At 43.7% G+C, this 13,479-nt stretch carries 15 protein-coding genes; 8 read left to right on the top strand and 7 right to left on the bottom strand.

The window, feature by feature from the left end; all coding sequences use genetic code 11:
- Window positions 1–72: 72 nt before the first annotated feature.
- Both CA600_RS00910 and CA600_RS00905 read left to right on the top strand, forming a co-directional pair.
- Window positions 73–663 carry a spore coat protein gene (locus CA600_RS00910; RefSeq protein ID WP_094868502.1) on the top strand — a complete coding sequence of 197 codons (591 nt, stop codon included), beginning with the start codon at window positions 73–75 and terminating at the stop codon, window positions 661–663.
- 142 nt (window positions 664–805) lie between these two features.
- Entirely contained in the window at window positions 806–2,116 is a 1,311-nt protein-coding gene (locus tag CA600_RS00905) for an amino acid permease (RefSeq protein WP_094868467.1), read from the top strand.
- A 4-nt stretch (window positions 2,117–2,120) separates the two neighbouring features.
- Here the strand turns inward: CA600_RS00905 and CA600_RS00900 are convergent, their stop codons facing one another.
- The 3 genes from CA600_RS00900 to CA600_RS00890 form a co-directional block, all read right to left on the bottom strand.
- On the bottom strand, window positions 2,121–2,894 hold the full coding sequence (locus CA600_RS00900) for a YqcI/YcgG family protein (RefSeq protein ID WP_094868466.1): 774 nt from the start codon (window positions 2,892–2,894) through the stop codon (window positions 2,121–2,123).
- A 92-nt stretch (window positions 2,895–2,986) separates the two neighbouring features.
- Entirely contained in the window at window positions 2,987–3,613 is a 627-nt protein-coding gene (locus CA600_RS00895) for a LysE family transporter (RefSeq protein WP_094868465.1), read from the bottom strand.
- A gap of 107 nt (window positions 3,614–3,720) precedes the next feature.
- Entirely contained in the window at window positions 3,721–4,311 is a 591-nt protein-coding gene (locus CA600_RS00890; RefSeq protein ID WP_094868464.1) for a DUF1989 domain-containing protein, read from the bottom strand.
- Window positions 4,312–4,536: 225 nt separating this feature from the next.
- On the opposite strand from CA600_RS00890, the gene hprK reads away from it, so the two are divergent.
- The 5 genes from hprK (at window position 4,537) to CA600_RS00865 (ending at window position 9,383) form a co-directional block, all read left to right on the top strand.
- The gene (hprK, locus tag CA600_RS00885; protein ID WP_094868501.1) at window positions 4,537–5,454 is read left to right on the top strand and encodes an HPr(Ser) kinase/phosphatase; all 918 of its coding nucleotides are present in this window, start codon (window positions 4,537–4,539) and stop codon (window positions 5,452–5,454) included.
- A gap of 154 nt (window positions 5,455–5,608) precedes the next feature.
- Entirely contained in the window at window positions 5,609–6,175 is a 567-nt protein-coding gene (locus CA600_RS00880) for a TetR/AcrR family transcriptional regulator (protein ID WP_094868463.1), read from the top strand.
- 123 nt (window positions 6,176–6,298) lie between these two features.
- Window positions 6,299–7,420, top strand: a complete 1,122-nt coding sequence (locus CA600_RS00875) for an ABC transporter permease (RefSeq protein WP_094868462.1) — start codon at window positions 6,299–6,301, stop codon at window positions 7,418–7,420.
- Window positions 7,420–8,118 carry an ABC transporter ATP-binding protein gene (locus tag CA600_RS00870; RefSeq protein ID WP_094868461.1) on the top strand — a complete coding sequence of 233 codons (699 nt, stop codon included), beginning with the start codon at window positions 7,420–7,422 and terminating at the stop codon, window positions 8,116–8,118. The genes CA600_RS00875 and CA600_RS00870 overlap by 1 nt, the downstream gene beginning before the upstream one ends.
- Before the next feature lie 383 nt (window positions 8,119–8,501).
- Entirely contained in the window at window positions 8,502–9,383 is an 882-nt protein-coding gene (locus tag CA600_RS00865; protein ID WP_094868460.1) for an SMI1/KNR4 family protein, read from the top strand.
- Window positions 9,384–9,540: 157 nt separating this feature from the next.
- On the opposite strand, the gene CA600_RS00860 is transcribed toward CA600_RS00865, so the two are convergent.
- Complete coding sequence (locus CA600_RS00860; protein ID WP_094868459.1) at window positions 9,541–9,978, bottom strand: MarR family winged helix-turn-helix transcriptional regulator; 438 nt, start codon at window positions 9,976–9,978, stop codon at window positions 9,541–9,543.
- Window positions 9,979–10,099: 121 nt separating this feature from the next.
- Here CA600_RS00860 and CA600_RS00855 point away from each other — a divergent pair, with 121 nt between their 5' ends.
- Window positions 10,100–10,687, top strand: a complete 588-nt coding sequence (locus CA600_RS00855) for an NAD(P)H-dependent oxidoreductase (protein ID WP_094868458.1) — start codon at window positions 10,100–10,102, stop codon at window positions 10,685–10,687.
- 25 nt (window positions 10,688–10,712) lie between these two features.
- Here the strand turns inward: CA600_RS00855 and CA600_RS00850 are convergent, their stop codons facing one another.
- The 3 genes from CA600_RS00850 to CA600_RS00840 form a co-directional block, all read right to left on the bottom strand.
- Window positions 10,713–11,225, bottom strand: a complete 513-nt coding sequence (locus CA600_RS00850) for a DinB family protein (RefSeq protein ID WP_256989670.1) — start codon at window positions 11,223–11,225, stop codon at window positions 10,713–10,715.
- Window positions 11,226–11,389: 164 nt separating this feature from the next.
- Window positions 11,390–12,496, bottom strand: a complete 1,107-nt coding sequence (locus tag CA600_RS00845) for an undecaprenyldiphospho-muramoylpentapeptide beta-N-acetylglucosaminyltransferase (protein WP_094868457.1) — start codon at window positions 12,494–12,496, stop codon at window positions 11,390–11,392.
- On the bottom strand, window positions 12,493–13,479 hold the full coding sequence (locus CA600_RS00840) for an SDR family NAD(P)-dependent oxidoreductase (RefSeq protein WP_094868456.1): 987 nt from the start codon (window positions 13,477–13,479) through the stop codon (window positions 12,493–12,495). Before CA600_RS00840 ends, CA600_RS00845 begins: the two co-directional genes overlap by 4 nt.

Genomic DNA, 13,479 nt, shown 5'->3' with positions numbered 1-13,479 from the left:
TCATATTATTGAGGGTACTCATCTAAGAACAAAGGAGAATACACTTTGCAGCAGCAACTACAGCCAGGAAGCATGACAATAGGGGGACAGCAGCTAGACCACGGCGCCCATGAAATGTTCGATGTGCACGAGGTATTGTCCTGCCAGATCAATGTACTGGACCAGTTTATGATGTTCAGAACTTTTGTACAGGATCAAGAGCTTTTGTCTATTTTGGATCGGCAGTACAATTTCATGCTGGATCAGTACAACTTGACCTGCCAATGCTTTAAGACAGGGCAAAAGCCAAGCCAGGAAACGGCTACCTATCTTATCCCGAATATGACACAGCCGGTTTACGGCCTCCAACCGGCCCAGCCGAAGAAGCCTAACCAATCACTGGAAGAGGTGAAAGATGCGGGCGTCAGCGGGTATATGCTGGGTCTAATCAAATCCCATGCCTCACTGCTGGCCATGTCTTCACCCGAAGTGACGAACCCAGCGCTGCGCCGGGTGCTGGCTTCACAGGTGCAGCATTTTATTGAAATGGGATATGAGTTGTTCCTTTATCAGAACAAACATGCCTACTATCAGGTTCCGCAGCTTCAGGTTTCAGTAATACAGCAGATGCTGGATGCCTATGTTCCCGCTGCCGGATCCCCTCAGATGCCCGTAAATAACTAGGCACTGACCAATTCTAACCGTAGAAGACCCGACTCGTTTGTTGTTGAACAGGAAGTCGGGTCTTCTTTTGTCTGCCTAAGCCTATACCAGAATAAAATAGCTCCCGAAAACGCATAGTAACACCAGACGGGGGGATATACATATGGGTACTCCAACTGGCAAGCTACCTTGGTGGCAGCTTACTCTGTTTGGTGTAGGCTGCACAATTGGCACGGGATTTTTTCTTGGTTCCAGCATCGCTATCCGTAAAAGCGGATTATTGGTGTTGGTTATTTTTGTGTTAGCGGCTGTGGCAACTCTGTTCGTCTATGAGGCGCTGGCCCAAATGACTATGCAGGATCCTCAAAAGGGTTCTTTCCGTAGTTATGCTAAGGCGGCTTTTGGACGTTGGGCCGGATTTGGCATGGGCTGGATCTATTGGTGTTCAGAAATTTTAATACTTGGCAGTACTTTGACTGCTTTGGGACTGTTCTCGCGGGTATGGTTTGCGAGTTGGCCGCTTTGGGTTTTTACCGCAATTTATGCCGTGCTGGGTCTGCTGGTAATTATTCTAGGTAGCCAGGGGATTAACAAAGCGGAAAATGTATTCGCCATGATCAAAATCGCCGCGGTACTGATGTTCATCGTGGTCGCCGTGGTTGCCCTTTTGAGAGGGAGGGGGAATTGGGATACGGTTCACAGTTCGGCAGCATGGTTGAACAAAGGATGGATGGGCGCTTGGAAAGGGTTACTTTATGCGTTCTATGCTTTTGGGGGTATTGAGGTTATGGGCTTTATGGCGATGGACTTACGCGACCCAAAAGAAGCTCCGAAAGCAGGCAGGTTTATGCTGCTGGGCGTGACCCTGCTGTATGTACTGTCGATAGGACTCGCCCTATTATTCGTGAGCCCTGAGAAAGTGAGACCTGATCAAAGCTCAATTATTGCTGCTCTTGAAGCGATGGAACTACCTATTCTTGTATACGTGCTGAACGGGGTAATGATCGTGGCCGGGTTCTCTATCCTAGTGGCTTCATTGTATGCGGTCTCGACTATGCTGGTGACCTTGGCCGAGGATAAAGATGCCCCTTCTTGGTTGGCGGTGACAAAAGGAAAAAGAAAGATGCCGCTCTACGCGCTTGGTATCAATATGCTGGGCCTTTGCGTGACAATTGTACTGAGCTTGTTTCTGCCAAAGCAAATTTTTGAGCATATCACTACAGCTGCCGGTCTAGTTATTTTGTACACATGGCTATTTATCCTTGCCTCTTTCCTTAAGCTATTGAAACCAAAGATGGGCGGTTGGATTAGATCCATGGTTGCTATGGCGCTGATCATTGCTGCCGTGGCAGGTACACTTTTTGAAAAAGGGGGCCGTCCCGGCTTCTGGTCCAGCCTTCTGATCATCTGTGTCGTTGCTTTGTTTACCTGGTTTAGGGAGCACCTCTTGAAAAAACGCGAACAAACCTCATAAGCGCTTAAGAGTGAAATTTAATTCCTATAGCTTTGAACTTGTTCTTCATATAAGTATATGGACATTTAGACGGCGCACTTTCGTCATCCCGCAGAAAATATTGCTTCCATTCCAAATTGCTCTCCTGCCCATACCATTGAAGGGAAGGATGCGCAGGTATACTATCATAGTCTGCGAGCTTCTTGCGGATCTGCTTTTTCATATTTCGACCAAATGCGGTAGAATCGTTAATATTCTCGAATACCCAACGCGGCTGAAAGGCAATCACAAAATAAGGGGTATGGCGGCTTCTTCGCAGCTCATGTGCCGGGGTTGCGCAGAACGCAAAATACGGATGCCCATCATAGCAAAACTCCCACGAAGGATGTGCGGGATCGGTAGAAATTTCATCCGGCCAGGGCACCGTATCCACCGCACTGACGCGGCCCAGAATGGACCAGAACAAATTCTCATATTCCTCGATGGAGTAGCCTTCTGCCAGATCTGCCGGAGTTTCAAAAAACAGGACAAGGGAGGCATATTTACCGGTATCCCGCGAGCATTGGCCATATTGGCGAAGTAAATAAGCGACTTCCGTAGTCGAATCTTCGTTTCGTGGATCAGCAACGAAACCAAAGCGTAAATTATTGGATAGAAACCCCTGCCGTCCCGGGATACAGGGATATTTGCCTTCAGGATCTGCAATCATAGATGTAAATTGACGAAAAGCATCCTGCTGCCAGTACGGCAGCTCAGCCAGATGTTCATCCAGCCAGACCTTTGTGTTCAAATGGGCCATCCAAAAACACCCTCCTCGTTAAGTTCAAAACATCCTATGCGAAGGGAGGGAGATAGGTGAAGGCCTAGGAAATCTCTTGCTGGTTGAACCTATTAGCCAAACAACTGTATAAATGCCTGAGAGCCGAAGTAGATGCCAAAACCAAGAAGGCAAATCCCCGCGGCAAGGGAAATGAACCGGAGCATAGAAGGGCCGGTGAACCGATGAAAGAAGCTAGACAGCATCGCCATCACCACATCCCAGAGTAGGATGCCGACAAAAATACCCATGCTGTTCCACAGCACCTGATCGAAATGTTGATTTTCTATGCTTTTGGCCAGAATGGAGCCGTAAATGCCTAACCAGAACAGAATGCTGAGTGGGTTCATCAGTGCCATTAGAAATCCAGAACGGAAGGCGCTAGTGCCGGTCTGTGCACCACGCGAGGCGGATCCAGGCACGGCATTGATATTTTTCAAAGTGTCAATTCCGGTATACAGGAGAACGAAGCTGCCGAATGTCCATAGGAAGGTTTTCATAAACGGGGTATTCAGAAAGTGTGCTAATCCAAAGTAAATGAGTAGCATATACACTAAATCCGCACACATGGCCCCCAGTCCAATCATCCAGGATTGGAAAAATCCCATCCGCGCTCCCCGGTCAAGCTGGGCTGCATTGATGGGACCAATAGGTGCAGATAATGAGATGCCGAGTACTATATAGGTGATAAAGCTATTCATGGTCATCGCTCCTTGAATGAGATGTTAACTTGTACAAGTCATTCTATTCAAGAAGTGGGCCGGTTAGAAGACGAGCCTGGTGGGCGCTATTCTTTTTGCAACATACTCTAAAGAATCTCTACGGCAATCGGTGTACACTTGTACCCATTGCAGACACTTTCGGAGCAGGGACAAGCTGATATGGCAATGATCAGATCCATCTCAGCCCGCAACTCCATATAATCCCCGGCTTTAGAAAGCGGTCGCTCCACGCTGACTTTTCCAGAAGGATCAATGACAGTATTCATAAAAAGATTAAACGGATAATGCTGATCGGGAGCGGGCAGGCCAAACTCCGATAGCGCCTCATTCAGGTTATTGTAACAGCTGGCGTGATCCTTTTTGTTATACAGCACCTCATACATCTCGGGACGACAGGCAGAGTTAATGAAATCATGACGGCCCACAGTATCCTTAATAATCGTAAGCAGTGGCCTGTATTGGTTGGAATAGAGGATGTCCCCCGGGAGCACATTCATCTTGCCTAGAGCATCTATCGTTACACCGGGGTCAATCCGTTCATTAGGGCGAACGGCGTTATAAGCAGCAAAATCTGCTACCTGCTCTCCTTCTACATCGGTTACCCGGACGATCTGCCCTTTGTCCAACTTGAAGCCCAATCCCTTGGTTGCTGGAATTAGCCATTGGTGTTCACTCATGAGTATTCTCCTTCGGTCATAGTCTGTGAGAAGTAGTATGGCTTTTTGCCAAAAAAGTCATACCAAGTATGGAGCAGTGTGACGTTCATAGAAACAATTGTATTAGATATGATGACATTACAAGCCTATAGTAGCGTTGTTGCAGGAATCATCCCATTTGTCGTTGAATATATCCCGTTAACCGTATTGCGTATTCAAGATACGCAGCCACAGGAGGGAACAACTTTGAAATCGACTACCGTTCAAAGCCTTACAGAGAAGTTTAAGCTGGAAGTACTTGCAGGTGCTAGCTGCATGGAACGTGAAATCACTCGTTCAAAGGCGCATAGACCTGGTCTGGAGTTCGTGGGTTACTTTGATTTTTTCCCAACGAAGCGGGTACAAGTATTGGGCTGCAAGGAAATCAATTATCTGTTAACCCTAAGCGTTGAAGAGCGCAAGTTACATATTGGTAATATCGTCAAGTATCATCCACCATGCTTTATTGTGACGACAGGTCAGCAGGAGATTCCTTATTTAACTCTATTCTGCGAAGAAGAGGGCATCCCGTTGCTTCGGACGCAGGAGACGACGACAGAGATCATCGCAAAGATTGACACCTATCTGGTGAAGGCGCTGGCGCCAGAGCTTTCAATTCATGGGGTATGTGTAAATGTGTCTGGTATAGGTGTCCTACTCCGGGGCAAGTCTGGGATTGGAAAAAGCGAAACCGCGCATACGCTTATTAGAAGAGGCCACCGGTTTGTGGCGGATGATATCGTGGTGCTGAAGAAGCTGGGACCGGCAACGCTTCTCGGCACACATAATGAGACGACCCGCGAATTCCTAGCGCTGCGCAGTATTGGTCTGATCAATGTTGTACGCCAGTACGGGCGTAGAGCTTTTCAGGATGAGACGCGAATTGTACTCGACATTGAGTTGTCTCCTTGGCGAGAGAATTCCTTGAATAATGAGCTCGAGCTGGAGCCGAAGTTCACAGACTATCTTGGTGTCCAAATTCCACATATTGAAATCCAGCTTCAGCCCGGCCGTGACGTAGCCGGCCTAATCGAAGCTGCCGCCAACAACTGGTATCTGAAACAGCTTGGCTATAGCGCCGTTGAAGAGTTTATGCAGAGGATTGAAAACGGGATGCAGTCGTGAAGGTAAAACATATGGATAAATAGAATATCCAAGTACTTTTGAAAGGACTGTCCGCAGGTGAGAGTGCTGCTTATGGACGGTCTGTCTTTTTATTATGACCTACGCATTACTTTTTGCGTATGCTAAACTGTAATAATGAAAAGGGGGATGGACCATGGGTAGAAAACAAACTTTTACTGAAACCGAGCTGCTTGATATGACAAAAAAATTAGTATTGGATCATGGCTACGATGGCTTTCATCTCAAACTGCTCTCGCAGCATCTGTCCGGTGCCCGAAGTACCATTTATCAATATTATGCTAATAAAGAAGAAATCGTTGCCGCTTGTATGAAGCGCGTAATTGCAGCGGTATTAGATAAGGCATTAACAATTAACGAGGCAAATCCCATGGACGCTCTCGAGCAGTTACTTCTCATTTACGTAGAAGAATCTTCGCTCCATCAGCTCCTGGGAGATGCCAGTAAAATAAACACAGCGAATTCTGCTGCAGCGGCGAGGGATCTTGAATTTATTGAAGAAGCACATAAGACTCTTAAAATTCAGTTATCTGGTTTGTTCGCACGCGCACAGCAGGAAAAAAGCCTACGGCAGGATATCCCACTTCCTGTACTTATTGGTGTTTTTTTTAACCTAATTAATACACCAAATATGCTGAATATCCCAACACCTGATTGGGGTAAGGTGTTATTTCAAATGTGGATTGGGGGTGCAAAGAGCTGATCTAATTTTGAAGAGAATTTGACACATGTGTCATTTATATTGTTTAATAAATGAGACAGATGTGGTGGTGCCATCTAAATTGACACATGTGTCAATTAATATAAAGGGAGCTGAAAAAAGATAATGTTCTTAGCTATGAAGGAAATAATGCATAGTAAAATGAAGTTTTCAATGATTGCTATTATTTTTGTATTAATTGCTTGGTTGGTATTCATTTTATCAGGTTTAGGAACTGGATTATCTACACTAGCTGCATCCACACTCAAGACTATGAAGGCTGATTATGTAGTTTTTGAAGAAGGGTCGCAGTCTTCGATGAGCAAGTCTCTTCTGTCTGAGCAGTTATTGACCGAAGTGGAGTTATTGCCAAATGTTAGTGCTGCAGCACCGATGGGAAGTACAATGGCAACAGCGCTGAAAGAGCAAGGTGCTAAGAATGAGGATAAGGTAGACATCGCGATTATTGGAATTAATCCAGGAAGTTTCTTGGAGCCGACTATCGTGGAAGGGGAGAGTTTAACTTCTGAGAATTCTACTGGTGTACTAGTGAACTTGACCATGAAGGATGAGGGTTATAGCCTAGGTGATACTTTTCAGTTAGACGGTACAACGGAATCATTAACGATTATCGGGTTTGTGAAGGATCAGACCTATAACCACGTTGCTTCCGTATTTACTCCGATGGAGGAGTGGCGGAAGATTAGTTTTGCTGCTCCGGGTTCAGATAAAGGAATTCCAGGTCCGGTTAATGCAATTATGCTGCAAGGCAAGGATATCGATCCAGAAGTAATGAATAGCAAATTATCAGGTACGGATACGGTTACCCGGGCAGAAGCTGTTCAAGGGATGCCAGGTTACAAGGAAGAGAATGGTACTATTTTAATGATGCTAGCATTTTTGCTGGCGATCTCTGCATTCGTGCTTGGAGTGTTCTTCTATGTAATTACGATGCAGAAGAGTAACCAGTTTGGCATTATGAAAGCTATAGGTGCCAGTAACAAATTCCTTGGAAAAGCCATTATATCGCAAGTATTTATAATTTCTTTGACTAGTATTGTAATTGGAATCTTACTTACTTATGGGACAGCCGCCATTATGCCGAAGGGTATGCCTTTCAAGCTGGAAACGAATCTTGTCGTAATTTATTCTTTAATCTTACTAATCATCGCTGTGTTAAGTTCGATGGTATCCGTTCGAAAGATTACAAAGATTGATCCGCTACAGGCATTGGGGAGGGTTGAATAATGACTAAGGGATTACAAATGAATGATGTCACAAAATACTATGCTGAAGGAAGTAATCGTATCGCCGCACTTGATCATGTAACCCTATCGGTCGAGCCGGGTGAGTTCGTGGCTGTAATTGGACCGTCGGGTTCAGGTAAAAGTACGTTCTTGTCTATTGCTGGAGCCATGCTTGAAGCTTCAGAAGGGGAAGTTAAGCTGAATGGGCATACTATTTCTACGCTTACTGCCAAAGAACTGTCGAATATAAGACTACAAGAAATCGGATTTATTATGCAATCTTCAAATTTGGTTCCATATTTAAATGTTTTGGATCAATTGCTAATAGTAAAAAGGATGTCAAGCACAGTAACTAGAGAGGATAAGCAATTGGCCACTAAGCTGCTCGAAGAGCTGGGTCTTGGCGCGAAGCTAACAAGTCTTCCAGAAGAGTTATCAGGTGGGGAGAAGCAACGGACAGCCATCGCTCGCGCTTTAATAAATAACCCTAATGTCATCTTGGCGGACGAGCCTACAGCTAGTTTGGATACTAAACGGGCCCATGAAGTAGTTAGTCTAATCGCGCAAGAGGTGAAGTCACGCCAGAAAGCAGCGATTATGGTTACTCACGATGAACGTATGCTTAAATATTGTGATAAAGTATACCGGATGGAGGATGGTAAGTTATCTTTGTTCCCTCTAAAAGATGTTTATAAATAAATTTTTCTCTGTCTACACAAATAGACCGCAAATCAATTCTGCGGCCTATTTTTTTAATAGTAAATTATGCTTTCAGAAATTAGAGGATCATTTAAGATTAGAGGTGTTGTATTCAACCAGCTCGAGTCAGTTGCTAAGTTTGAAACTTTTGTTAAAGACTGAGTAGCTAATGATGAAAAGAATCGTAATCAAAGAGCGACTGTGGCTGACACGGCGCTTTTTTTGTGATGATTGTAATCTTCTTGCGACATACTATTCCTATGTAATAACCCCCTCAAGGGTATGAATACGCAGGAGGACTTGCGTTATTGGCTGGGCATAGGCTATAAATGGTATAATTTCTAATAGGTATTTTGAGTGATCGTTACTAGGAGGTATTAATGATGAGTGATGAGCTATTGGAAAAATTGGACACTTGGCATGAAGAGGATGAATTTCAAGAAATCGTGGATGCAATAACGGAAATTCCTGAAGAGGAAAGAGATTATGTTCTAACTAGTCATTTGGGCAGAGCACTTAATAATCTCGGGCAATATGAAGAGGCCTTAGAGCAGTATTTGAGCATTGAAGAAGAGGGTGAAGGTGATCCGCTCTGGCATTACCGTATCGGAGTTTCCTACTATTATCTGAAGCGCTATGACGAAGCGTTAAAAGCATTTACAATTGCAGACGAGCTAGAGCCTGATGATGAGGACACCTTGGAGTTTTTGGGTTGGATCAAACGCAAATTGGCTAAGAAAGCTACCAAAAAGCCTGTGAGTAAACCCGCAAATAAGCCTGTAGTAGCAATCGACTCCACCAATTTTTGGGATGACAGCGAGTATGCGTTCGAACAATATATCTCTGAACCGCCTACAGATGCATTGATTGCTTCAGTGGAAGAAGAGCTGGTATTTAAGTTGCCAAAATACTACGTTGAAATGATGAAGTTACATAATGGGGGAATTCCTCATAACAATCGGTACCCAATTCCGGGAACAGGAGAATTTATTACGATTTCAGGTATCCTTGGCATTGGACGAGATAAAAATAGGTCGCTCTGTGGAGCTTCAGGCAGCCGGAATGTGATTGAAAATGGACGTTATCCAGAGGTTGGTGTGGTGATTTGTGATTGTCCTTCGGAGAATGAAGTAATCATGCTGGATTACCGCGAGTTTGGAAATGATGGCGAACCTGAGGTTATCCATGTAGATCGTGATAACAAATACAAGATTACTCGCTTGGCTGACAATTTCGAGTCCTTTATCGGTGGACTGGTGAAATAGTGGATTCGGCGATTTAGCTGAAGGCGAGACGGGTTCCGAGTCGTTAGACTTTGGTGAACCTATAATTAGTCATGAATCAGCCCATTCATGAACCAGGAAACAGAGCAGCGGTTATCCAATCATGGAGATACGCTGCTCTGTTTTCTTTTTAATCCACTCATTGACCGTTAATGAACACCCTGGACTGAAGTACATCGAGCGCTTGGTTGATTTCCTCCAATTCTTCAGTAGAAGAATCTTTAATTCGATCCAGAAAACGTTCGCCGATTTGCTCAAAAGCTTTATTCATCATCGCTTGTCCCTCTTCAGACAGTCGGATAAATTGCTTACGCCGATCTTCTGCGACATCAAACTTCTCACAAAGGTTCTTTTCCGTTAATTTCTTAAGTTCACGGCTTGTGTTTGGCATAGAGATATTCTTACAATCGCTGATTTGGCTGAGGGTAACAGGCTGGCTAACGGCAATATACTCCAGAATACTATATTGAACAGGCGTAATACCTTCCGGTCTAACATCTTTGGTTAGGTCGAATGTTACTTCATGGACTGCCGTCGTAAAGGTCACTAATTTATGAAAAAACGCTTCTTTGTCCATTACGATCACCTCTTAGTGTAAACTTTAACAAAATAATTATCATAATACAATTATCATTTGACAACTAAATATAGGTTGTGATACGATTTTGTTATCAAATGATAATTAAAGAGGTGGAGCAATGAACGTCTTAGTCATCTATACACATCCGAATCATAAAAGTTTAAGTTATTCTTTTTTCAATAAAGTCATCCAAGGAAGTAATGAGAATCAACAGATCTCGAAGATAGAGGTACTTGATCTATATGAAGAGCAATTTGATCCGGTGCTGGTTTTTAATGAACATAAACGGAGAAGAGACATGCACACCGATCCCCAGCTAGAGAAATATCGTGAGCAGATTCGTCAGGCCGACAAAATTGTATTCGTGTATCCCATCTGGTGGGGGCGGCCTCCGGCCATGCTGCTAGGTTATATTGATCAAATGTTTGCTTCTAATTTCGCTTACAGAGAAAAGGGCGGGCTTATACCTGAAGGGCTGCTGAAAGGGAAGTCGGTAGTTTGTATTTCCAGCATGAAGGGTCCAACCCTGTATCCTTTATATTGGTTAAATAATTCCCATAAAGTGCTGATGAGAAAAGCATTGTTTCAATATTGTGGGATCAAGAAAGTGAAGTTTTTCGAGTTTGGCAACATGGAGAGTCCGAAAGGTAAACATGAAAAGAAGCTAAATCAGGTGTATCAATATTTCAAATCTGTAGCTAATTAATACGATAGATGAAGCAGCGTTATGATTATTTCGGCTCGTTGTATAGATAGGCAACATAATCCTGTAGTACTGAGGTATGATCCATTTGTCGCAGCATTATCCCGATATTACCGCGGTGATAGCTGCCATGATTCGCGATGTGAAAGATAGCTCCGGAAATAGATGTCTCAAGCGATCCCATAGTTGGATGATCTAACACAACGGCGGGGTCCTTATCTATGTGACTATTCAGAACCATTTTATTTTTACTGGATAGCTCACGATAGAGGACATCCATTTCTTCAATATCTTTTATTGCTAACAAGGGCTCTAGTTGTGCTGCTGATGCTATAGCTTCATTCCTAGTTCGCCCTGAAATCAAGTCAAACCAAATATTCTCCACGACATAAATATGCGTCACAACCTTTGCTACCGAAGAAAAACCACTCTGGATATCCTTATGATAAATGTCTTTAGGCAACTCCTTTAAGCGATGGATGATCGTTTGATTAGCCCATACATTGTAGTCATACATTTCTAACGTAGGATGTTTCTCCATGAGTTACTCCCCCTAAGATTATTGATGCTTTAATTATACCCATTCCAAAAATGTTCGGTACAATTTAGAGATGTTTATTATAGGATCCTTTGTCCAAAATAAACCAAGATACAGACGACAGCGATAAAGCAGAGGAGTAGCCAATTCGCTAGCTTCATTCCCATCTAAACCGTACCTGCCTTGAACATTGTTAAGTCCTCGCCGCTTACTTGTTTGATTAAATTCATTACCTTATAGGCTCCTCTGCCGTTCTCATAAGGCTTCATCTTATCTTTGTAAGTAGAGCGGTTCTCGTATAGCATCATAATCGAATGAACAAAGGTTTGATTAGTCATCTCTTCTTCAAGTAACATTTCAGCGAGTCCAGTTTGTTGAAAATACTGCGCTTGGGCAAGTTGACCAGAGCGGCTGCCACCATTCGTGTGAGGAATTAATAACATTGGCTTTTGCATAAAAAGAAGCTCCATCATAGAATTTGAGCCTGCACGCGATACGACAACATCCGCCATAGCTAATAAATGCGGCAGCTCACAGCTTGTAATGAATTCATACGATTTGTAGCCTGACATAGAGAGGTGATAATCAACCTTTCCCTCCCCGCAAATATGAACCACTTGAAATTTATCTATCAACTCAGCGAGTACATTGTTCACCATTTGGTTAATGCTGTGTGCCCCTTGGCTTCCTCCCATAATAAGAAGAACAGGCTTAACAGAGGTAAATCCGCAAAAGGCTAAACCACGTTGTTTATCCGCTAATTTGAATTGCTCCTTCAAGAGCGGTCCCACATGAACGGCCTTGAGTGAAGCAGATTTGGTTACAGTATCCAGAAAATTTGTACACAGATGTGTGGCAAACGGAAGTGATATTTTATTAGCTAGTCCAAGATTTAAGTCTGGTTCATAAATAATGATGGGCACTTTGTTAAGTTTGGCTCCAATCACGACCGGTACAGAAACAAATCCACCTTTAGAAAAAATTACACCTGGTTTGATGGCTCGTAGGAGCCGGTAGGATTGAAAGATGCCCTTCATGACTTTGAATACATCAGTTACATTCTTCCAGTCGAAGTAGCGTCTCAATTTTCCTGTGGAAATGGGGTGGTAGGTCACATCCTCCTTGTATTCAGACAAAAGCTTGCGCTCAATCCCTTGTTCAGAACCTATATAATGGACGTCCCAATCCTCTGCAAGACATTTAGGGATCAACACTAGATTACCAGATACATGTCCTGCGGAGCCTCCGCCTGTAAATACGATCGAGGGCCTCATGATAGGAACCCACCTTGTTGTAGCATTTCTTTTATTGCGGGTTGGCTCATCAACACATGATTGGAATCATAGCTTTGGAAGTCCACAGGCGGGCAAGAGGCATAAGCTTCTTGTAACCCTTCTATAGGAAAAGGAGGGAGAATCACATAATAGTGATCATCCAGATGAATGGAAGAAGCACTCTCGAATTCCGAAATTAGGGCCTCGCTTAAGCTTTCTCCTGGGCGAATCCCCGTTTCATTGATTTGGATCGTGCTAGTTGATAAGTTATCAATTAAGACTTGGGCAAGATCCTTAATATTGCAAGCAGGCATCTTGGTCACAAAGACTTCTCCGCCCCTGCTTTCTTCTGTCGCTTTAAGGAGTAAGGTAATTGCATCATCTATGGTTAAGAAAAAGCGAGTCATTCTAGCATCTGTAAGGGAAATGTCTACCTCATCCGCAATACTTTGTTTGAAAATGGGAACCACACTGCCGGTTGAGCCGAGGACGTTGCCACTTCTCACACATACAAACTGTGTTTTGGTTTGTCTGAGATTGGCATGAACCATTAACTTTTCGCCGAGTGATTTTGTCATTCCATAGGTGCTCGATGGATGAGCTGCTTTATCAGTGGAGACGTAGATCACTTTTTTAACGCCATGTTTAATAGCGGCTTGAATCACATGCTGAGTTCCGAGTACGTTAGTCTTCATCGCACTGTCCGGTTGTTGTTCGCAGATCGGGACATGCTTCAAGGCCGCTAAATGATAGATATAATCTACCTGATGGCAAGCCTGCATCAGTTCTTGCTTATCACGTATATCACCGATGATGAACGTTAGTTTGGGATTATGATGATATTCCTGTTGTAGTTCTACTTGAAGTGACTCATTGCGGGAAAATATTCTGATTTCTTTAGGGTCACTTTCCAATAACCGTTTCACGAGTTGTCTTCCCCATGATCCGGTTCCCCCAGTAATTAATATGGTTGTATTTTGCAC

It is taken from the genome of Paenibacillus sp. VTT E-133280 (genome assembly GCF_002264385.1).
Taxonomy (GTDB): Bacteria; Bacillota; Bacilli; order Paenibacillales; family Paenibacillaceae; genus Paenibacillus_AQ; species Paenibacillus_AQ nitricinens.
The sequence above is the reverse complement of the archived record's forward strand: the minus strand, read 5'-3'. Positions and strand labels throughout refer to the sequence as shown.

Bases quoted from the DNA above. Each gene is read 5' to 3' on its own strand.
- CA600_RS00910 (WP_094868502.1), top strand. From the start codon at position 73: ATGACAATAGGGGGACAGCAGCTAGACCACGGCGCCCATGAAATGTTC.
- CA600_RS00905 (WP_094868467.1), top strand. From the start codon at position 806: ATGGGTACTCCAACTGGCAAGCTACCTTGGTGGCAGCTTACTCTGTTT.
- CA600_RS00900 (WP_094868466.1), bottom strand. From the start codon at position 2,894: ATGGCCCATTTGAACACAAAGGTCTGGCTGGATGAACATCTGGCTGAG.
- CA600_RS00895 (WP_094868465.1), bottom strand. From the start codon at position 3,613: ATGAATAGCTTTATCACCTATATAGTACTCGGCATCTCATTATCTGCA.
- CA600_RS00890 (WP_094868464.1), bottom strand. From the start codon at position 4,311: ATGAGTGAACACCAATGGCTAATTCCAGCAACCAAGGGATTGGGCTTC.
- CA600_RS00880 (WP_094868463.1), top strand. From the start codon at position 5,609: ATGGGTAGAAAACAAACTTTTACTGAAACCGAGCTGCTTGATATGACA.
- CA600_RS00875 (WP_094868462.1), top strand. From the start codon at position 6,299: ATGTTCTTAGCTATGAAGGAAATAATGCATAGTAAAATGAAGTTTTCA.
- CA600_RS00870 (WP_094868461.1), top strand. From the start codon at position 7,420: ATGACTAAGGGATTACAAATGAATGATGTCACAAAATACTATGCTGAA.
- CA600_RS00865 (WP_094868460.1), top strand. From the start codon at position 8,502: ATGAGTGATGAGCTATTGGAAAAATTGGACACTTGGCATGAAGAGGAT.
- CA600_RS00860 (WP_094868459.1), bottom strand. From the start codon at position 9,978: ATGGACAAAGAAGCGTTTTTTCATAAATTAGTGACCTTTACGACGGCA.
- CA600_RS00855 (WP_094868458.1), top strand. From the start codon at position 10,100: ATGAACGTCTTAGTCATCTATACACATCCGAATCATAAAAGTTTAAGT.
- CA600_RS00850 (WP_256989670.1), bottom strand. From the start codon at position 11,225: ATGGAGAAACATCCTACGTTAGAAATGTATGACTACAATGTATGGGCT.
- CA600_RS00845 (WP_094868457.1), bottom strand. From the start codon at position 12,496: ATGAGGCCCTCGATCGTATTTACAGGCGGAGGCTCCGCAGGACATGTA.